The organism is Shewanella seohaensis (genome assembly GCF_023283775.1).
GTDB classification, from domain to species: Bacteria; Pseudomonadota; Gammaproteobacteria; order Enterobacterales; family Shewanellaceae; genus Shewanella; species Shewanella seohaensis.
This window is the reverse complement of sequence record NZ_JAKILE010000002.1, coordinates 302,960-323,983: the sequence shown is the minus strand read 5'-3', so window position 1 is coordinate 323,983 and position 21,024 is coordinate 302,960. Positions and strand designations below refer to the sequence as shown.

The following is a 21,024-nucleotide window of genomic DNA, read 5'->3' as shown; positions in this document are numbered from 1 at the left end:
TTTAGCCTCAGAAACCGTAAATAAATCGCAGTTTTGCGGCCAATTTAATCCTTAATAGAGCAAGGTATAGAGCTTACGGCGGTACTGATTCGCCAGACTATTGCCTTGCCCAAGCGCCGTTAAAATCTCCATAAAGCCTTGTTTTACTTTGCCATTTTCAGCAGTTAAATCCTTAGATAACACACTGTATAAATGTGCAAGCGCTTCTTCGTCTCGGTGGGCCGAATGCAAGGCCTTACAAAGTTCGAGTAATAGCACTAAATCCTGCGGATTATGCTCGAACTTCTGCTGCAAATCACGAATTTCTGGCGTGTCCGCCGCATCCAAGGCAAGGGTTAATTTCGCCTTTAAGCTCTGGTAATAACCATCTTGATCGGCAAGGCCAATCTGCTCGAGTAGCAGCTGCGCTTGGGCGAGTTCACCCTGCATCAAGTACACATCGGCAAGCACTAAACTCACCTCGGCCGCCTGATTGGAGGCGCTGTAGGCGTCTTTCAGTAACACGACCGCCGTGGATAAATCCTCCGCCGACACTTGGCTTAAGGCTAACAGGGCTTTGGCTTGCTCGAGCTGTAATTGCCATAAGGGTGGCAAGTGTTTCTCCAGCATAGCGCTCACCTGCGCCGCCTCTTGCATGCCCGCAAAGCCATCAATTGGCTGGCCCTTATCGAGCACTAAGGTGGTCGGCAGTGCTTGAATACGGAAATAGTTAGCGATTTCCAGCTCGGTTTCGCAGTTCACTTTCGTCAGCACAAAACGACCAGCATGTTGCGCGGCCAGTTGCTCGAGTGTTTGCACCATGGCAACACTCTGCGGCTGTGGCTGGGCCCAAAACACCATCACCACCAGTTGCTGCATCGAAGCATCAACCACTTGCTGAATATTGTCTTTCGTTAGATCGAGGATATTGTCCATGGTTTTCCTTACTCCCAATCTGGCACCTCTACGGGGAAATGCCCTAGGATAATGCGACTCGCGGTGCCTAAAACGGAATCGGGGCACTTGTGTCTCGACTCAAGTGCCCCGAATGTCTTACTTCAGGTTCGCCAATAGCATTTGGTTCATCAGCTTAATAAAGGCCGATGGATCCGCTAGGCTGCCCTTCTCCGACAATTGCGCCTGTTGCAATAACAGATTCGACCAATCGGCGAAGGCGGCTTCATCTTGAAGATCGTTTAAGCGCGACACTAATGGGTGCGCAGGGTTTACCTCAAACGTTGGCTTGACCTCTGGCACTGGCTGACCCGCTGCTTGCATCAGTTTGATCATCTGGCTCGACATCTCACCTTCACCCGTCACCACACAGGCTGGGGTATCGGTTAAGCGTGAAGTGACTTTCACATCGGCCACGCTAGCGCCTAATGCCGCTTTAATGCGTTCAACCAAAGGCGCAGACTCTTCGGCGAGTTTCTCCTGCGCTTCCTTCTCGGCCGCATCTTCCAGCTCACCTAATTCCAGCTCGCCACGAGTCACTGAGTGCAGTTGCTTCTCTTTGTATTCGGTTAAGTGATTGATTAACCACTCGTCGATACGTTCTGACATCAGCAACACTTCGATGCCTTTCTTACGTAACAACTCTAAATGTGGGCTGTTGGCGGCCGCTTCGTGGCTGTCGGCAACGATATAGTAAATCTTGGTTTGGCCTTCCTTCATGCGGCTAATGTAATCATCGAGTGACACAGTTGGGGCCGCGCTGCCAGTATGGGTCGAGGCAAAACGCAGTAAGCCTGCAATACGCTCGCGGTTTGCAAAGTCTTCCGCTGGACCTTCCTTCAACACTTGACCAAATTCGGCCCAGAATTGTTGGTATTTTTCCGCATCGTCTTTTGCCAGTTTTTCCAACATACCCAGCACGCGCTTAGTGATACCGGTGCGCATCGCCTTGGTGATGTGGTTGTCCTGCAAAATCTCGCGAGACACGTTTAGCGGCAGATCGTTTGAGTCAATCAAACCCTGCACAAAGCGCAGGTAAGATGGCATAAACTGCTCAGCATCATCCATGATAAACACGCGCTGAACAAAGAGTTTCAGGCCATGCTTACGGTCGCGGTTCCACAGATCCCATGGCGCTTTTGAAGGGATATACAACAGGTTAGTGTATTCCTGTTTACCTTCTACGCGGTTATGGCTCCACAGCAGTGCGTCTGTGTAGTCGTGGGAAATGTGCTTATAAAATTCTTGGTACTCTTCGTCACTGATCTCAGACTTATTGCGCATCCACAGCGCAGTCGCCTTGTTCATGACCTTCCAGTAACCTTCGGTAGCGGGGATTTTTTCACCGTCTGGGCCATCGCGCTCAGGGGTGCCTTCCTGCCACATTTCAACGGGTACGGAGATATGATCTGAGTATTTAGTGATGATGGAGCGCAGGCGCCACTCATCGGCAAACTCTTTCTCTTCATCACGCAGGTGCAGGGTAATCTCAGTACCACGGCTCGCCTTAGTGATGGTATCGACGGTGAAACTGCCCTCACCTTCCGATTCCCACAATACGGCTTCATTGGCCTTATGGCCTGCTGCACGGGTGCGTACTGTGACTTTTTTCGCCACGATAAAGGCGGAATAGAAGCCCACACCGAATTGACCGATCAGCTGCGAGTCCTTTGAGGCTTCGCCTGAGAGGTTTTTGAAGAATTCAGCGGTGCCCGATTTGGCGATCGTGCCTAAATGCTCAATCACGCCATCGCGGGTCATACCTACGCCGTTGTCTTCGATGGTCACAGTGCCTTTTTCTTTGTCTGCGCTGATACGCACACGTAGCTCACCGTCACCTTCGTATAGCGCGTCGTTGGTCAACGCAAGGTAACGCAGCTTATCGGCCGCATCCGCAGCGTTGGAGACCAGTTCACGCAAGAAAATTTCTTTGTTGGAATACAAAGAATGGATCATCAAATGCAACAGCTGTTTGACTTCAGTTTGAAAACCATGAGTTTCTTGTTGTGACATGAAATTTTCCTTATTTGTTACGCAATTTGGTTAAAGCAAACGCTTAGTGATTAATAAAATGGGGCTGTAAATCCACTTTTCAAGGGGGGAGATAAAATCACAGATCAAATGGCGAAAAATAAGGCAATCTGAGGCGAAAACACGGCCAATGGCCTAGATATTTGGCAGTTAGTCTTAAACAAGTGAGGCTAACGCGGCGAACAACAACACTAAGAGCATCTGCTCAATACTCTTTATTCACATCATCCTGCGCCCATAAAATAAAAACCCGCGGCACAGGACTGGCGGGTTTTCTCTTTAGGCCATCACACGCTACAGCGGGATACGCCCATTGAAGGACAGCGCTAAGGTGGTGCTGTCGACATATTCCAGCTCCCCCCCCACGGGAACACCGTGGGCGATACGGCTGATCACCACCTTATGGCGCCGTGCCATATCGGCAATAAAGTGGGCGGTGGCCTCACCTTCAACCGTTGGATTGGTCGCGAGGATAAGCTCAGCAACATCGCCCGAGGCTAAGTGACGCTCTAATAGCGCCAAACCTAACTCCTCAGGCCCCACCCCATCGAGTGGTGATAAATGGCCCAGCAATACAAAGTAGCGACCAGTAAAATGTCCACCCGCTTCAATGGCTAACACATCGGCCGGCGTTTCGACCACGCAAATCGTCGACGAGGAGCCGCGTTTATGGCTAGCACAAATCGGACAGAGGCTTTCTTCAGTGTAGGTTCGGCAAGACTGACAATGACCGATATCGCTCATGGCACTCGACAGCGCCGAGGCTAATTTAAGCCCAGCTTTTCTATCGCGCTCAAGCAATTGAAACGCCATACGTTGAGCCGATTTAGGCCCAACCCCTGGCAAACAACGCAGGGACTGAATTAACTCGTCAAGCAGGGGGCTAAATTTCATTGTCTATCTCAATTAAAATGGCATTTTCATGCCTGGTGGTAATTGCATACCGCCAGTCACTTCGGCCATTTTGGCTTTTTGGTTTTCTTCGATACGACGCGCGGCATCGTTACACGCTGCTGCAATCAAATCTTCTAACATCTCTTTATCGTCTTCCATCAAGCTTGGATCGATTTCGACTTTACGTACTGTGTGTGAGCCAGTCATGGTCACTTTAACCAGACCCGCACCTGATTCACCGACCATTTCCATGCGGGCAATTTCTTCCTGCATTTTTGCCATTTTTTCTTGCATCATCTGGGCTTGTTTCATCAGATTGCCCATACCGCCTTTTCCAAACATAGTCATTTCTCTTCTATTAGGGTTAGTCGCAAGCTTTTAAGCTGGCTAATCTTACTGAAATAAATGGGATTGGCAATCAATGCCGATATCCCATCGCTAAACTTATGATCTTGATAGCGAGTTTTTAACAAACTCTGCCACTCCATGCAGCAAATGCACTGAGGAAATATTACTCGGGCTCAGGCAGTGCGGGAATAAGTCCGCTACGCTGAGCTAACAACTCTGGTGGATAAAGTAAGGTATGCTGATCCAGTTCGGCGCCAAAACGGTTAATCAGCCATTGCACATTATCGTCCATCATTAGCGATTGGCGTGCCTGCTGCAGTAACTCTTGGTGAAAACGTTTGCGCATTTCTAAGGGCGTTTCCCGCGAAGGATCGCTTCCTATGACCACCTCAACCTGCCTCGGGTTCCCCAATGCAGCTGTCAATGCCTGCTCGAGCTGCTCAATCGCCACGGGCGCCGCCAAGTGTTTTTGGTCAGGTTTAAGCAGCAATGGCAAGGGGTTAGCCTGCAGCTGACAAATCGAGTTTACCGCCAACTGACGCACACGGCCGCCAATCTCTAGGCTCGCCATAAGCTTATACCAGTGCAAGTCTAAGGGATGACCGGTAATCGATTGCGCCAGTGCTAATGCGGAGGATGACGTTGGTTGTACAGTCTCGCTTGATGGTGACTGCACCGATGCCAATTGCTGAGTTAACTGCTGAATCGGTTGCTGAATTAGCTGCTGAGTTTGTGGTTGAGTTTGTGGCTGTATAAGTTCCTGCGCCTGAGGAGGCTGCGTATTTGGCTCAAGGCTTTGCGCAGCTGGCTCGCTTTCTTGTACTGCCACTTGCTCTAACGCTTGCACAACCCGTGTCGCCTCGTTGTCCGTTGGCGATGTTTGAGCGGCAACGGGCGCAGCGCCTAAATCCTCAACAGCTGTTTGCGGCGCGACAGGGGTTTCAGTCTGTAGGTTAACACTTGCAGCGGGCGCATTGGCTTCATCCATCGCCGCGACGGGCGCCTCTTCCCAAGGCGGGCGATCGTTCGGATCAAGCGGCGGAGTTGGCGTAACATTTGACTGTGACTCAAGATGGAGCTCGGCGTCGAAATCATCATCAAAGGGCAGCTCAAACTCGTTATCAGACGCGTTTTTAGCGACTTGCGGCTCAATAGATGCATCAACTGAGGACGTGTTATTTAATGCCGCGTTAGAAACTGGCGCGGTATGCGCACTCTGGCCTGGGGTTTTAAGCTTAACTTCCGCTGCTGGCTTTTTTCCATCACCTTCCTTGGTGCTGAGCGCATCGAGATCGGAGAGTAAGGAGTCGCGTGCCGCTAATACCGCCGATAAAATATCGTCATCCTCGAGGGATACAGTAGCTGTTGAAACTGGAGGAGTTGTTGAAACTGAATTGTCGGCAAAAGACTGCGATTTGGGGTCATTGGCAGACTCATGCACAACATCACTATGGTCGATAGACTGAGCACTGTCGCTCATCAACGAGCTATCTTCCATCCCAGAGAACCCGCCCTGCTCCTCAGCCATAAATTGCGAATAATCATCCTGATAGGCATCGAGCGGCGCAGCGGCATAATCGTATTGTCCGAAATCCTCTGCAGAATATTCATCTGACGCTAGCGCATCTGCACTCTGATTAACACTCGCTTGAGTATCGTCCTCGATATCATCATGAGATAAGGCAACGGGTTCTGTTAACACCGCAGGAGAAGGTTTCTGGCCAGAGCTTTCGGGATCCACCATCGCCGCTTGATTATGCTCAGCATAAAGATTCGATGCAGGCGTAGATACTGAGTTCGATTCAGGGCTTGATTCTGAAATTAAGACGGCCTCAGTACGCGATATCACCTCGGTACTTGCGCCAAAGCCTTGGCTTTGGGCTTGGCTTAAGATCACTTGCTGCTCAGCAATCAAAGTGGCGTTGAGTGTAGACTCTTCATCAAGTGCATCCTCGCCAACTAAAGCATCCTCGGATACAGCTTGCTGCGCAGCTTCGGCTTGAGAAGCTGAAGATTCCTGAGATCGAGCCATAGACTCAGAGATTGCAGCTTGTGGCAGAGCCTGTGAGTCACGCTCAGCGGTTAGCGGAGTTTTTTTTTCAGCCACTGCTTGATTTACAGCTGGTTCCGCCGCGGGCATATTTGGTGTGGGCGTCGCAGACATTGACTGCTGAGCTGGCAAGCTCACCTTAGCAGCATCTTCGACCTGCCAACGCTTCACGGGCTTTTCGGGAACAAATGCCACCGCTCGGAGCAACGCCATTTCGAGACCCGATTTAGGATCCGGCGCATGGGGTAAGTCTTTACGACCAGTCAGTAAAATCTGGTAATACAACTGCACTTGTTCCGGCGCTAACTGCTCGGCAAAGGCTTGAATTTGCGCGCTGTAAAGGGATTGCTGCGCCGCGGCAGGAGCAAATTGCGTCAGGGTAATTTGATGCAATAATTCCAGTAAACTGCGCAGCACTTCTTGGGCGTCCGCGCCATAGGCGAGCACCTGTGCGCAGCTTTGCATCAAAACGCCAATATCGGCATCGGTTAAGGCTTTGAGTAAGCGCAGCACATGCTGCTCATCGATGCTACCCAGCATAGATTGCACTTGATTGAGCATTACTGTGCCACCACCGAAGGCAATAGCTTGATCGGTCAAACTTAAGGCATCGCGCATACTGCCATTGGCCGCTTTGGCGAGCAGAGTTAAGGCTTCGTGCTCAAAGGGTAATTGCTCTTGGGTTAAAATATGCTGTAGCTGAGTGCCAATTTCCTGCTGGGTTAAGCTCTTTAAATTAAATTGCAGACAGCGGGATAACACAGTCACCGGCAGCTTTTGCGGATCGGTCGTCGCCAGCAAAAATTTCACATGCTCTGGCGGTTCTTCGAGGGTTTTTAGCAGTGCATTAAAACTGCTGCGGGAGAGCATGTGTACTTCGTCAATCAGGTAGACCTTAAAACGGCCACGGGTCGGACGATATTGCACATTATCTAAGAGTTCACGGGTGTCATCGACCTTAGTGCGCGAGGCGGCATCGACTTCGATCAAGTCAACAAAGCGGCCTTGGGCAATTTCGACACAGCTGCCACACACACCACAGGGGGAAGCCGTTACGCCCTTTTCACAGTTGAGGCCTTTAGCGAAGAGGCGCGCCAAACTGGTCTTGCCCACACCGCGAGTACCCGTAAAAAGATAAGCATGGTGTAAACGTTGTTGCGTTAACGCATTCGTGAGCGCGTGCAACACGTGGCTTTGGCCGACCATCTGTTCGAATGTGGCAGGGCGCCATTTTCTGGCTAACACCTGATATGACATGGAACTCCCCAATGTGCATGACAAGAATGTTGGTACAAAAAAGGGGATCGCGCCCCGAGATAGTTGCAAGATAACATGTCAATTAACGACATGCCATTAAACTATCCCTAGGCGCCTTTGGCTGAAGAATTATTCGCCTTCAAACTCACAAAGTTTAACCAACTCAAGACCTAAGGCCGTTAAGCGGGCTTCGCCACCGAGATCGGGTAATGAAATCACAAAAGCCGCATCTTGCACTTCACCGCCCAGTTGGCGGATAAGTTTGACTGTGGCTTCGATAGTGCCGCCAGTGGCCAGCAAATCGTCAACCACTAATACTTTGTCATTCGCGGTAATCGCATCGGTATGGATTTCAAGGCTATCGTGGCCATATTCCAGCTCATAGCTTTGGCTAATGGTCGCGCGTGGCAACTTACCAGGCTTACGAACAGGCACAAAACCAATGCCTAATTCCAGTGCTAAAGGCGCACCAAATAAGAAACCACGGGCTTCAGTGCCCACAATCTTGGTAAAGCCTTTATTGCGATATTGCTCAACTAATAAATCGATAGTCGCTTTATAGGCCGCGGCATTTTCCAGCAGACTGGTCACATCGCGAAATAGAATCCCTTCCTTAGGATAATTAGGAATCGTTTTAATGCTTTGCTTTATCAAGGATAAGGTTTCTGTATTCATAGCCATTTAATTTAACTTAATCGTTTCGCCACGCGTAACTGCTGGCGGTAAAAACAAAACGTCCACAGCGAGTGTGGACGAGCTTTAATAATTCGCACAAAGCTTATGCCGCTTTGGTTTGAGTTGCAATAAGCAGCGTATTCAAGTGACGAATTGGTTACCAATTTGTGCCTTAGATCAAATGTGCTTAGGATTCGATTTCAGGAATGGTTTTAAGATACCAAAGTAATCCGCAAGCCATGGTGAGCAGCAGTAACTTCACCCATACAATCGGGACCACAAGAATGCTAACGCTAAAACTGAGTCCCGTGAGCAACATCGCTCGGCGTTTAAGGCCGGGGCGCATCGCCCTGTGTTGTTGCCATTGGGTCAGCGCATCGGCAAACCACGGGTGTGTCATCAACCACTGGTGTAAGCGCTCGCTTGAGCGGGCAAAACAAAAAGCCGCCAATAGAATAAACGGTACTGTCGGCAATAGAGGCAATACGATACCCAGCAGTCCAAGGCCCAACGCCAAGCAACCTATCAATAAAAACAAACCGCGTTTCAATATCATAGCTTGTAAATGATCATAGTATGTAGGTGCCTCAAACCTGAAAAACAAAAGCCACTCTAAGAGTGGCCAGTAGTATACTCAATTTGAGATTAAAACCTGCTTAAATTAAGCCTAATTGCTTTAACCAAGTCAGGCTTGCTGGTAGCGTCGGCAACAGTAAGACTAAAATAAAACCAATAAAATACATAAAGTTAAATGGGTCTTTAAATGGCTGACTGCTCATTACAGCTCCTCAAATGTGTGCAAAGATAAGTGCGCAGGAATCGTACAGTGATTAAGATCACAAAACGGGCGCCATTGTAGCGGTTTGTCAAATCAACAAAAACCCTTTTTATGTAAGGTTATTGCATTTATTTTGCTGATTTTAGCAACATGCAGCTTAAATTCCGCGCACTATCCCTTTAACGGCGAGTTGTTCGAGTAACTGAATACAGCCTTGGGTTAAGATCTCCGGTTGCATTTGCGGATAAATCCCTTGCAGCCAGTTTAGTATGTCATCGAGGCGACTCTGTCCTTGTTCTACCAAATATCCCAGCACTTGCGCACTTAACGGCGTTAATTGTAAGAAGCCCACCTCGCTCGCTTCATCCTGATAGAGGCAAAAAAACACTGGCTGCGGCAGCGCCTCTGTGGGGCGATAATCTTGGCGGATCTGCTGCACCGGATACTGGTACTGTGCCACACTCGCCGTTGCCGCTAAACACAAATTGCGCTGCAAAATATCTGCGCTGGACAATCTCTCTTGCTGGTCAACTTGTTGCGCCGTTGCCACTCGAAGCTCAAGCCATTCATAGTGCGCCAGCTCCAACATAAAAGGCGGATCACTTTCTGCTGGTGAATATTCAAATTGCAGGAATTGTAAAAACTCTCCGGCAATATCAATAAAAATTGGGGACTTACAATCATGTTGACTGAAAAAAGCCTGCACTAAGACTTGCCACTGTGCATCGCTATAAAGACTTTTAAGAACGGGAAAAGCATTGGACACAAAACCCATCACATTATTAAAAAACAGCTCTCGATAAACCTGCATCCGCTCTAAGGGCACACCGCTCGGCACTGGGTTTTGTGGATCGCGAATATAGTCGATAAAAGACTGCTGTACTTGCGTAAAATCCATCAGGCAATCCTCTTATCCAAACGATTTTTCGCCCGCGCTTGATAGGCATGGATTTGATTAATCTCATCCAATAACTGCACCGTTTCAGGCAAATTAAAGTCACGCTCGAGCAGTGTCGGCAAGACGCCATGCTGGGCATAGCACTTATCCAACAGTGCCCAAACCGGATCGTTGATGTCGCTGCCATGGGTGTCGATCAGCAAGGTTTCAGACTGTTGGTAATGCCCTGCGATATGCAAATAGGCGATGCGCTCCGTTGGCATGGCCTTTAAATAAGCCTCGGCATCGTATTGATGATTTACCGAGTTCACATAGATATTATTCACATCTAACAGCAGCTTACAGTCAGCCTCTTCTAACACTGCGGTCAAAAACGCCTGCTCACTCATCTGTGCGCTCGGCGCAGCATAAAAGGAAATATTCTCGAGGATCAAAGGCCGCTCTAAAATATCCTCCACCTGTTTTACCCGCGTCGCCACATGCTTAACGGCGTCATCGGTAAAAGGAATGGGCATAAGATCGTATAAATGACCGCCACCCGAGCAATAACTTAAATGCTCCGAATAGACTTCAATTTGGTGCAGATCCATAAACGCCTTCACTTGGCGGACAAATTCCAAATCTAAGGGGGCAGGACTGCCAATAGAGAGTGACAGACCATGGCAGAAAAAAGTATGTTGCTCAGTAAGCTGCCTAAATTGCCTGCCGTATTTTCCACCGAGCGTCATCCAGTTTTCAGGGGCGACCTCTAAAAAATCGATAGCCGTTGGCAGCGCTTGGCAAAACTCACTGAGCATTTCACGCCGTAAGCCTAATCCAACCAATCCACTCTCTTGCATTGCTTTCACCTCTTACCTAGGGCGTGTCGAGATTACCTTTTCGTTCTGGCAAGCCCACACTCGAATGCAGCTAAACAAAGGCCAGCTGAGGCTGGCCAAGTGTAGAGCTGAAGCTCGATAGTATCGACTCGCGCTTATTTCATTTCTTTTTTGACTGCGTCAGCCTTAGCTTCGACTTTTTCAGCGGTTTTCTTCATATCGCCACCGCATTTAGCTTCACCACATTTACCTTCGTGGGCTTTATCGGCTGCAGCTTTTTTCATATCGGCGCCACATTTAGCTTCACCGCATTTACCTTCGTGGGCTTTATCTGCGGCCGCTTTCTTCATGTCGGCACCACATTTTGCTTCGCCACATTTACCTTCTTTGGCTTTTTCAGCTGCGGCTTTTTTCATATCGCCACCACATTTACCTTCGCCGCATTTACCTTCTGAACCGACGATTTGATAACCCGCTTCCATGGTTTCAAATCCGAATGGGTTGGTTTGCGCATTCACGGCGAACGCAGAACCGACCACCACTGTACCTAACGCAACTGCAACGGCTGTTTGCTTAACTGACTTCATATATTTCTTCCTTTTATTTGATGAATGGTGGCCAACAACAGTGCTGTAGCTGGCTTACTGCAAAAGACCCGCCCCATCTCGGTTTCATTTCAAAAAATATCACCAAATCACAGAAATAATCAAAATATGCTGATAGGAAACAGAATTTAGTCGTAAAAATCCCCAAAAACTGCTCTTACCCTTCCCTCGCAATGCTTTGTAACCACAGTCCAATAGGATAGAATGCACGCCCTTTGAAACTGGATATGGGTTTGTTGCAGTGCGCGTAATTTTGGCTCCGATGGAAGGCGTGGTTGACGACTTAATGCGAGATATTTTGTCTTCAATTAACCCCTACGATTTGCTCGTCACCGAATTTGTGCGCGTGGTTGACCAACTCTTACCCGAAAAAGTGTTTCTCAAACTCTGCCCCGAACTGCTTAATGGCGGCTTTACTCCCTCGGGCACGCCGGTTCGTGTACAGCTTTTAGGGCAAGAGCCCAACTGCATGGCCGAAAACGCGATGCGCGCGATTGAGCTTGGCTCCCACGGCGTCGATGCAAACTTTGGTTGCCCCGCTAAGATGGTTAACCGCAGTAATGGCGGCGCGGTGTTGCTGCAATACCCTAATACGATTCACGATATTGTCCGCGCCATGCGCCAAGCCGTGCCCGCCGAACATCCAGTGACGGCGAAAATTCGTTTAGGCTACGAAGACAAATCCCTGTTTATGGAAAATGCGCTGGCCGTTTATGAAGCGGGCGCGACAGAGCTGGCTATCCATGCCCGCAGTAAGGTCGATGGTTACAAACCGCCCGCCTACTGGGAATACATCACCGAAGTGCGCGAACGTTTGCCCATTCCAGTGATTGCTAATGGAGAGATTTGGAACCGCGAAGATGCCGAGCGTTGTATGGCGGTGACGGGCTGCGACAGCATTATGATTGGCCGCGGCGCGATTTCGCTGCCCAATCTTGCCGACACGATTAAGACTGGCGCGGCACCTTACAGCTGGGCCGATACATTAGGTTTGATGCTGAGCTACACCCAACGCGAACTGAGCGGCCGTAAAAGTGATTATTATCCGGCGCGAATTAAGCAGTGGTTTAGTTATTTGAATCGCCAATACCCCGAGGCAGACACCCTGTTTAGGGAGCTACGCATCTATAAAACCACAGAGGAAATTGTGCGAGTGCTGGAAGAGGCGCAGCAGCGCCTAGGCGAATAGCCACTGATAGCGCATAGGATAATCCCATGAGAAAGTGGTGAAATTTTATTTAAAACACCACTAAATCCCTGCAAATCGGACAGATACTTGATCTTTATCATAGTCGTTGATAGTGGAACTATTAGACTGAATGTCCAGAGTCAGATAAAACAGGCGATTTTACGTGAGCACCACCCATATCAGACAAGAATTGTCAGAGCTTGAAGCTAATCTAAGGAAGGAAATCGGCGCGCACCCTCAGTTTATTGAAATACTTGGGGCGCATTATGCCAATCTCAGCTTAGGCGAGTTAATTGACCGCCTGGCACAGAGTCACCTCGCAGAACATCCGCTATTTTGTCGTTTAAACCGCCTCGATGCCGCCTTCTGTCAACTCGACTTAGGCTTATACGGCCTCTGCTCAGATTGCGAAACTGAAATCGAAGCCGAGCGTTTAACTCAAGATCCCACCGAGCAACGTTGCAGCAGCTGCGCCGAGCATTATCAGCATGAACATCGCCATGAGCTTAGACTAAGCCATTAACAGCTTTAGACTTTATCTGTTCACTGAGTCAGTTCACCAATAAAAATGCCACTCAAATGAGTGGCATTTTTTACGATAATTTATCGCGTGTGATTACAGCTTACAGCCTTCAACACTGTTTGAGTTTTCGTAAACAATGTCGCCCACTGGGTTGTAGTCTGCAGCAACGATAGCTTGTTTCTCTTTCAGGAATGAATAGAGTAAGTCCGCATCCACATAACCCGTTTGGATTGGGCTAGCCAGTTTTGGATAACCGTCACCACCTGCAGCGTTAAAGCTAGGTACGGTGAACTTATAGTTTGCCGTTGCGCTGAACTCTTTGCCGTTGATTTCGCTGATATTAGCCGTCTTAGCCACACAGTCGATGGTCATTTTCACGCCAGTGATCTGCGCATAACCACCCGAACCGATTTGGATACTGCCCACAGCGCCTAAGTAAGCCGCGACTTCAGTACCTGTCATTTCGTTCAGGGTCACCATGTTGCCGAAAGGTTGAACCGTCAGCACATCACGGTAAGTAATGTCGCCCGCTTGGATAGAAGCGCGCACACCACCTGAGTTCATTACACCAAAGTCAGCAGACACTTTACCGCTTTGCGCCATGGCTAACATACGGCCTAAGTTAGTTTGCTTGTTACGTACGTTTGCACGTTCGCCATCGAGCAGCGCATCGGTAGTCGCGATCACTTCGTCTAACTTAGCTTGGCCTTTCTCTTGGTAGTAAGACAGCAGCTCTTTTAGCTCAGCATCTGGCTCAATCTTAGTGCCAGCCAACTCAGTGGTTTTCTTGCCAGCTTCGTCCAGTTTACGCATGTTCACAGGGATCAGCTTGTAGCTAGCTAAGTGCAATTCGCCATTGAAGTATTCGAAATCCGCACGGCCAACATACTTACCCCATTCGTGGGCTTGCATGATCCAAGTGCCGTTTTGTTGGTCTGGCGCACAATCATCACCAGGTTTGAAGTCGGCGTAAGACTTGTTTTCAGTACCCGGCTCCATACACACTGGGTTTTGTGAGTGACCACCGATAACAACTTGTAGGTCGCCTTTATTCAACGCACGCGCCATTGCGACGTCGCCAGGAGCGTTGCTACCGTTTTGACCATCGGCATAGTGACCCATGTGAGTCGTTGCGAAGATCACATCAGCCGCTTTGGCGTCTTTAATTTCTTTGATAACTTTCGCCACTTCCACTTTAGGATCGGTGAAAATCAAATCGCTGATAAATTCTGGGTTACCGATTTTTGCAGTGTCTTCGGTGGTTAAACCAATCACAGCCACTTTAAGACCGTTAATATCAAACACTTTGTAAGGCTCGAAATAACGTTCACCTTGACCACCCTCAGCGTTTTTACGGTAAATGTTTGCCGCCAGCATTGGGAATTCGGCTAAACGACGCTGCATATCTAAAACAGATAATGGGTTATCGAATTCATGGTTACCAACTGCCATTGCGTCGTAACCAATTTTGTTCATACCAGTAAAGTCAGGAATCGCATCTTGTAAATCAGATTCTGGTACGCCGGTGTTAATATCACCGCCAGACAATAATAATGTTTGGCCGCCATTCTTGCTGACTTCAGCACGAATTTGATCGACTAGGGCTTTACGAGCCGCCATACCATATTCGCCATCACTGTTTTCCCAGAAACGGCCATGGTTATCGTTGGTGTGTAATACAGTAAATGTTTTACAAGCGCTGCCCGCTTCGGCACAGGTTGTTGGTACTTTAGTATTATCATCATCACTATTACAACCTGCTAGCGCAGCAAGCACTGCAGTCGCAATTAATCCTTTAATAAGCTTATTTGTCATTACATCAACCCCTTGATTTTAATTATTTTATCATAGATAGATTGTGCGAGTACCATCGACTCTCGCGCCACGCATAATAACAAAGAATAAAGACGAATTGTGTCATTTTTATTAATAAACGTGACTTTAATGTGGGATCTTTAATGAGTTTTAAGACAGATTTGTTTCAAATAAAAAATAAGCTAAACGACTTATTTTTTATTTCACAATTTAATGGGGAAGGCATTTAAAAAGAAAAGATTTAACGCTTTAATTTAAGCAACTTAGATAGCACTGGCAATATAATGGATTGTTCTCTATATAAAACACCATGCAACCAAAATTTAATTTACCGCATGGTGTTTTTATCGGCATTTAGATTTTTCTACATTTCAAAACACTGTTGTAACCAAGTGCTTATTGCTTTTAATTGTACCGGGATAACCGAATGCGGCATCGGGTAGGTTTGCCATTGCACCGAATATCCCCCAGCTATTAACGCGTCTTTCGCTAATAAACCTGCGGATAGTGGCACTACATCATCCTGTTCACCGTGCTGATGTAAAATAGGCGTTTTCGCATTGGCTGCACTTAATTGGCTGGGTAACACATCACCCGTCGGTAAATAACAGGACAGCGCCATAATGCCAGCAAGTTTTTGGGGATAACGTAATCCGGTAAATAGGCTCATCACCCCGCCTTGGCTAAATCCGGCTAAGACGATGCGCTCACTGGGGATCCCCGCGGCGATTTGTTCGTCAATCAAGGCCTGTACACTCAGCTCCGAGGCCATCACGCCCTGCATATCGGCTCTATCGTGCAAATCCATGCTTTTAATGTCATACCAAGCACGCATAATGTAGCCGCCGTTGATGGTCACCGCTTGCTCTGGCGCGTGTGGGAAGATAAAGCGAATGCTGTGTCCCGCTGGCAAGCCTAATGCTGGAACCACAGGTGCAAACCCTGCGCCCGAGTCCCCTAAACCGTGTAACCAAATCACCGCAGCCGTCGCCTCAACTTGAGGCTCAATCACAATACGTTCAAGTGTCATACTGACAAATCCTTTATAAATCAAAAGTTATTATGCTCGCCCTGCGAGCGCTTTACAGATAATCAATACCAAGGAGAGCTTGCAATGCATCGAGCTGGTTGGTGTTATCTAATTTAATGCTCCAACGCACGCCGCCGCCATTGGCGATGAGCATCGGCGGCTCCTGCCTAAGGCTGATGTCTTCGGCCGCGGCTTGAAGCACCACATTGGCCATGTTCAGCCGGATCTGCACTTCAAATTCAGTGGCAATCAACTTACCCTGAGAAAATTCCACTAGCATAGCAATTCCGCTCTCGTGATGAACCACTCTTAAAACGCGCCATAATAGCAAAGTTATATCGCTAAGGATGAACTTTTAAACTCGCATTACCGCTGATGACAGACACGCCATAGGCTAGGCGAGCTTAGGTTTACCCATCGACAGCAAATCTACATCGCTCGGTATTGAGTGCGCTTACCTCAAGTCCTGCGCACTCGCCATAGAGTGTTAACCCTGCCTTTTAGCAAGGCAATCAGAGAATGTAGATAAAGTTTAATTACATTTTAGTGTCAGCTAAATTGCCCCAAACCAGAGCAGTTCGAGTAAAATCCCGCATCAGCGATTCAAGCCCGCTCGCGGCTAGCGCCTTTACACCATAACAAGAATCACAACACTGGGTGGTTATATGTTTTTATCCCGTCGTACCCTCATTAGCAGCGCACTCTTAATGCTGCTGCCATTAGTACAATATGCCAATGCGGCCAATACCTTACCGAATACCAGCCTGGCAAGTACCACAGCAAGCCAAATGCACTCTGTCACCGATGAGCTGACCTTTGCCAATTACCAGCAAGTGAGCATTCATCACATCGCATTGGCATTAAAGGTAGATTTTGCGCAGCAGCAACTCGCGGGGGATGCGATTCTCGAGCTGGATTGGCATCAGGCCGGAAAAGTACTCGTGCTCGATACCCGTGACCTTACGATTAACAGCGTCAGCATGTTAAATGCAAACGGCCAATGGCAATCCGTGCCCTTTAGTTTAGGTGCGGCCGATAAGGTCAAAGGCGCAGCGCTCACCATCAATCTGCCTCAAGAACGAGTCGCCAAAGTCAAAGTTAATTATCATACATCCAAGAATCCATCAGGCATTCAATGGCTTACTCCAGAGCAAACCCAAGGTAAGCAATGGCCATTTATGTTTAGCCAGAGCCAAGCCATCCATGCCAGAAGCTGGATCCCGCTGCAAGATACGCCCGCCGTGCGCCAAACCTACAGCGCTACCGTCACAGCCAAGCAAGGCATTAGCGTCGTCATGAGTGCCGACCGAGAGAGCGTGTCTGCAACGCAAACCCAATTCACTATGCCGCAGGCGATTCCAGCTTACTTGATTGCCATTGCCGCAGGACACCTGCAATTTGCCGCCTTAGACGATACCTCAGGCATTTGGGCCGAGCCCGAAATGCTCGACAAGGCCAGCAAAGAATTTGCCGATACACCGGAGATGATTGCCATTGCCGCCAAACGCTACGGCGATTATCGTTGGGGTCGATACGATCTGTTGATCCTCCCGCCCAGCTTCCCCTTCGGCGGGATGGAAAATCCGCGATTATCCTTTATTACTCCCACAGTCATCGCGGGAGATAAAAGCCTAGTGAGTTTAATCGCCCACGAGCTGGCCCATTCTTGGTCGGGCAATTTAGTCACTAACGCCACTTGGCGCGATCTCTGGCTTAACGAAGGTTTTACCACTTATGTGGAAAACCGCATTATGGAAGATCTCTATGGCCGCGACCGCGCCCTGATGGAGCAAACCATTGGTTACTCTGAGCTATTGGCCGAATTAGCCGAGTTGCCCGCCGGCGATTCTGTACTGCATATTGACTTAGGCGAGCGCGATCCCGACGATGCCTTTAGCGGCGTCCCCTATGTGAAAGGACAATTATTTTTGCGCTTCCTCGAGCAAAAATTTGGCCGTGAGCGGTTCGACACCTTCGTGAAAAGCTACTTCGATCACTTTGCGTTTCAAAGCATTACCACGGAGCAGTTCCGCAATTACCTCACGCAGCAGTTATTGCAAAAATATCCCAATATCGTCAGTGAGTCCGAAGTGGATACTTGGGTGGAGGGACAAGGTCTACCCAGCTTTTTAGTGCCACCCAACTCACACGCTTTCGATGATATCGATGCCCAGCGCCAAGCATGGTTAGAAGGCAAACGTGACGCCAGCGCTCTGAACACTCAGGGCTGGACAGTGCATCAATGGCTACGCTTTATTAATGAAATGCCGAGGCTAAATCTCACTGAGCAGCAATTAGCCGAGTTAGATAAGGCCTTTCATTTTACTGGCACGCACAATAATGAAATCGCCTTTGCTTGGTATGCCCTCGCCCTCGATAACGGTTACTACAGTGTCTTACCGGCACTGAAACAACATTTCACCGATATTGGCCGCTGCAGGCTGATTGTGCCTTTGTATCAAAAACTGGCGAGCAGCGAGCACTATGACTGGGCAAAAACCGTTTACTTGGCGGCCCGCAGTGGTTACCACCCACAGACACAAGCGAGTCTCGATATGATGTTTAGTGATAAACCGATGGAGCATGTTCATTAAGCGGTGTGCATGTTTGGGATTGGGCGCAGAAAGCCTGTGCTCAAGCCTCGCCATGAAAAGTGGGCATAAGTTTAGCGGTGAATCCTATACACAAAAGCCACGACCTTGATTGAGAGATTTTGATTACGAAACTGTGGTTGCGAGACTTTGATTACAAACATGGATTGCAAACCAAAGTATTAGCGCACAAAAAAGCCCAAACCTAGGTTTGGGCTTTTGTTTACTTATCTGGTCATTACTCCCGAGCACCCCTGCTGTAGCAGAGTATTGATGGGAGCAACCACACAGATTAGTGGTGGTGACCGCCTACACCGTGGGCATGACCGTGGGCGATTTCTTCATCGGTCGCATCACGGGCGCCAACCACTTCGATATCGAAGGTTAAGTCACGGCCCGCTAATGGATGGTTAACATCCACAGTCGCCATAAACTTACCCACTTTGACGATAGTCACTTGACGTTGACCCTGATCAGTGTGAACCACAGCCGTCATGCCTGGCTTCCACACGCTAGCGCCTAACAGGTGCTTCACAGAAACACGCTGCTGCGCCGCTTCACCTTCGATACGTTGACCATAGGTTTCAGTGCATGGCAGAGTAACAGTGAACTTTTCACCAATCGCTTTACCATTAATCGCATTCTCAACACCTGGCATCATGTTGTCATGGCCGTGTAAGTAAGCAATCGGCTCGCGACCTTCGTTCGTCTCGATCACTTCGCCTTTTTCGTCGCGCAGAGTGTAGTTAAACTGCACAACCATATCGTCTTTAATGCTCATCGAATATCCTTTGATTTGCTTCGATTTCAAATGTCGGCCGAGCTTAACAAAACTGGCCTTTGCGCTCCACTGTTTTATCCCTGCGATACATCACCAAAGCTTAAGCGGCTGCGGATCTGTAAGCCCCACACCTGAAGTGGCATGGGTTGAGTAAACCACATGCCACTTGTGGCAATATTCGCAGGCAGTACGACACTACGTAAAGACTTTAGAGTGAAATCCCCAATGCGCTAAAGACCTCAGGGCTTGGAAAACCGTCGGCAATCATATTCTTACTGCGCTGGAATGCTTGGATCCCCGCCGAAGAGTTACGCCCAAGTACGCCATCGGGTTTACCGACATCGAAGCCTGATTCATTCAGCTTGGTTTGTAACTGTTTGATTTGCTCGCGACTCAAACGTGGCTGCTCGGGCGGCGCCACTTTTAATGGTTCGCCGCCATTAATTCTATCGGCCAAATGACCAACGGTAATGGCGTAAAATTCAGAGCGGTTCCAACGCATGATCACATTGAAGTTTTCATAGCCTAAAAACGCGGGACCTGTATGACCCGAGGGTAAATACAGCGCCGCCTTCATATCGATAGCAGGTAAAGGCAGTCCATTACTTTGCACTACGGATTGCGCCGCCCATTGGGATAGCGGCTGCGCCTGTTTAGCGCCAAGGTTTTCATAGCTGAAATCGCGCGGCAATATCACTTCACGCCCCCAACGCTCATTGCGTTGCCAGCCTAAGTGCTGCAAAAAATTCGCCGCCGAGGTGAGTGCATCTTCGGTGCTATTCCACAAATCGGCCTTACCGTCGCCATCCCCATCGATGGCATATTTTGCATAGGCCGAGGGCATAAACTGGGTGTGCCCCATGGCGCCGGCCCAAGAGCCCACCATAGTGCTCTTATCAAAGCCGTATTTTTCTTTTAACTTAAGCGCTTGCATCAGCTCAGTCGTAAAATAGCCACTGCGACGCGGCTCACAGGCCAAGGTAGCAAGAGAATCTAACACGGACATTTTGCCTTTGTAGGAACCGTAGTTAGTCTCAAGTCCCCAGAAAGACAGAATATATTGTGGTGGCACACCGTATTGCTGCGCCAATTTATCGAGCAGCGCGCGGTGTTTTTTCAGTAAACGGCGGCCTTCATTCACCCGCCAATCGGTCGCCCGCTTGGTAAAATAATTGTTGAAGGTTTGACTAAACTCTGGCTGAGCTTGGTCAAGCTCAATCACTTTAGGCACAAACTGCAAACTAGCAACTGTGTCTTGGATGGTGGCTTCGGATAAGCCTTCGGTACGTGCGCGCTCCTGTAAGTTAGCTACACAGGTCGGGAATGCCGCAGCATGGGCGGCGATGGTGTCACTGAGCGGCATTTCTTGCACGGCGGCCTGCGTCTCGGCGATCGCGGTTTGACTATTACCGCTCGAGGTTGGCGCGCTCGAACACGCACTTAAGCTCACACACGCGGCGATACTGGCGGCAAGATAGGACATTCCTTTCAGTTTGATCAAATCAATTACTCCTACAGTCAGCGCTAAGAGTTTATCTTAGCTGAGCGAGGCAAGAGGTGGATAACCCCGAGCCAAGAGAGATACGATATTTAGCCATAAACAGGTTGCCGCTGTGTTGATGGGACAACAAACAGGGCAACGGCCAAACACCCACGAAACTATTTTCTCCCCCAGAAAATCGAGCCAGATACTCACCAACAATCACTCATTATTATCGGTGCCTCTGCTCGGCACATCCTGACCCATAGCGCCCGCTAACACAATGCTTATCACCACAAATCGCCAGATAAATTCACTTATTGCTCAG

19 protein-coding genes are annotated in these 21,024 nt (G+C 48.8%); 3 read left to right on the top strand and 16 right to left on the bottom strand.

Annotated features, from left to right (window positions below):
• Positions 1 to 51: 51 nt before the first annotated feature.
• From L2713_RS03640 to L2713_RS03595, 11 genes are all read right to left on the bottom strand, one after another.
• Positions 52 to 915 (bottom strand): tetratricopeptide repeat protein, encoded by an 864-nt coding sequence (locus L2713_RS03640; RefSeq protein WP_248966962.1) that lies wholly within the window; start codon positions 913 to 915, stop codon positions 52 to 54.
• A 117-nt stretch (positions 916 to 1,032) separates the two neighbouring features.
• Positions 1,033 to 2,946, bottom strand: coding sequence for a molecular chaperone HtpG (gene htpG / locus L2713_RS03635; RefSeq protein ID WP_220055298.1), 1,914 nt, complete (start codon positions 2,944 to 2,946; stop codon positions 1,033 to 1,035).
• A gap of 312 nt (positions 2,947 to 3,258) precedes the next feature.
• Positions 3,259 to 3,858: a recombination mediator RecR gene (gene recR / locus L2713_RS03630; protein WP_023265729.1), complete on the bottom strand. Its 600-nt coding sequence runs from the start codon at positions 3,856 to 3,858 to the stop codon at positions 3,259 to 3,261.
• Between the two features lie 12 nt (positions 3,859 to 3,870).
• The gene (locus L2713_RS03625; RefSeq protein ID WP_109285821.1) at positions 3,871 to 4,200 is read right to left on the bottom strand and encodes a YbaB/EbfC family nucleoid-associated protein; all 330 of its coding nucleotides are present in this window, start codon (positions 4,198 to 4,200) and stop codon (positions 3,871 to 3,873) included.
• A 169-nt stretch (positions 4,201 to 4,369) separates the two neighbouring features.
• Entirely contained in the window at positions 4,370 to 7,513 is a 3,144-nt protein-coding gene (gene dnaX / locus L2713_RS03620; protein ID WP_248966961.1) for a DNA polymerase III subunit gamma/tau, read from the bottom strand.
• A gap of 129 nt (positions 7,514 to 7,642) precedes the next feature.
• The gene (gene apt / locus L2713_RS03615) at positions 7,643 to 8,194 is read right to left on the bottom strand and encodes an adenine phosphoribosyltransferase (protein WP_011623016.1); all 552 of its coding nucleotides are present in this window, start codon (positions 8,192 to 8,194) and stop codon (positions 7,643 to 7,645) included.
• 181 nt (positions 8,195 to 8,375) lie between these two features.
• Entirely contained in the window at positions 8,376 to 8,744 is a 369-nt protein-coding gene (locus tag L2713_RS03610; protein WP_011626436.1) for a YbaN family protein, read from the bottom strand.
• 100 nt (positions 8,745 to 8,844) lie between these two features.
• Positions 8,845 to 8,967 (bottom strand): hypothetical protein, encoded by a 123-nt coding sequence (locus tag L2713_RS20520; RefSeq protein WP_011623018.1) that lies wholly within the window; start codon positions 8,965 to 8,967, stop codon positions 8,845 to 8,847.
• Positions 8,968 to 9,123: 156 nt separating this feature from the next.
• Positions 9,124 to 9,864, bottom strand: coding sequence for an HvfC family RiPP maturation protein (locus L2713_RS03605; RefSeq protein WP_248966960.1), 741 nt, complete (start codon positions 9,862 to 9,864; stop codon positions 9,124 to 9,126).
• Positions 9,864 to 10,703: an HvfB family MNIO-type RiPP peptide maturase gene (locus L2713_RS03600; RefSeq protein WP_248966959.1), complete on the bottom strand. Its 840-nt coding sequence runs from the start codon at positions 10,701 to 10,703 to the stop codon at positions 9,864 to 9,866. Before L2713_RS03600 ends, L2713_RS03605 begins: the two co-directional genes overlap by 1 nt.
• Before the next feature lie 134 nt (positions 10,704 to 10,837).
• Complete coding sequence (locus L2713_RS03595; RefSeq protein ID WP_086904622.1) at positions 10,838 to 11,269, bottom strand: HvfA family oxazolone/thioamide-modified RiPP metallophore; 432 nt, start codon at positions 11,267 to 11,269, stop codon at positions 10,838 to 10,840.
• Between the two features lie 259 nt (positions 11,270 to 11,528).
• Between L2713_RS03595 and L2713_RS03590 the strand changes: the two genes are divergently transcribed.
• Positions 11,529 to 12,476: a tRNA-dihydrouridine synthase gene (locus L2713_RS03590; RefSeq protein ID WP_248966958.1), complete on the top strand. Its 948-nt coding sequence runs from the start codon at positions 11,529 to 11,531 to the stop codon at positions 12,474 to 12,476.
• 163 nt (positions 12,477 to 12,639) lie between these two features.
• Entirely contained in the window at positions 12,640 to 12,999 is a 360-nt protein-coding gene (locus L2713_RS03585; RefSeq protein ID WP_248966957.1) for a TraR/DksA C4-type zinc finger protein, read from the top strand.
• Positions 13,000 to 13,092: 93 nt separating this feature from the next.
• Here L2713_RS03585 and ushA read toward each other — a convergent pair whose 3' ends face one another.
• The 3 genes from ushA to L2713_RS03570 all read right to left on the bottom strand — a co-directional run bounded on the left by ushA (position 13,093) and on the right by L2713_RS03570 (position 16,124).
• The gene (gene ushA / locus L2713_RS03580; RefSeq protein ID WP_248966956.1) at positions 13,093 to 14,814 is read right to left on the bottom strand and encodes a bifunctional UDP-sugar hydrolase/5'-nucleotidase UshA; all 1,722 of its coding nucleotides are present in this window, start codon (positions 14,812 to 14,814) and stop codon (positions 13,093 to 13,095) included.
• A gap of 364 nt (positions 14,815 to 15,178) precedes the next feature.
• Positions 15,179 to 15,844: an alpha/beta hydrolase gene (locus L2713_RS03575; protein WP_248966955.1), complete on the bottom strand. Its 666-nt coding sequence runs from the start codon at positions 15,842 to 15,844 to the stop codon at positions 15,179 to 15,181.
• A 52-nt stretch (positions 15,845 to 15,896) separates the two neighbouring features.
• Entirely contained in the window at positions 15,897 to 16,124 is a 228-nt protein-coding gene (locus L2713_RS03570) for a DUF3389 domain-containing protein (protein WP_248966954.1), read from the bottom strand.
• Between the two features lie 385 nt (positions 16,125 to 16,509).
• On the opposite strand from L2713_RS03570, the gene L2713_RS03565 reads away from it, so the two are divergent.
• Positions 16,510 to 18,438, top strand: coding sequence for a M1 family metallopeptidase (locus L2713_RS03565; RefSeq protein WP_248966953.1), 1,929 nt, complete (start codon positions 16,510 to 16,512; stop codon positions 18,436 to 18,438).
• A 289-nt stretch (positions 18,439 to 18,727) separates the two neighbouring features.
• Here L2713_RS03565 and L2713_RS03560 read toward each other — a convergent pair whose 3' ends face one another.
• Positions 18,728 to 19,216, bottom strand: a complete 489-nt coding sequence (locus L2713_RS03560) for an FKBP-type peptidyl-prolyl cis-trans isomerase (protein ID WP_011623029.1) — start codon at positions 19,214 to 19,216, stop codon at positions 18,728 to 18,730.
• Positions 19,217 to 19,424: 208 nt separating this feature from the next.
• Complete coding sequence (locus tag L2713_RS03555) at positions 19,425 to 20,699, bottom strand: lytic murein transglycosylase (RefSeq protein ID WP_380823389.1); 1,275 nt, start codon at positions 20,697 to 20,699, stop codon at positions 19,425 to 19,427.
• Positions 20,700 to 21,024 lie beyond the last annotated feature (325 nt).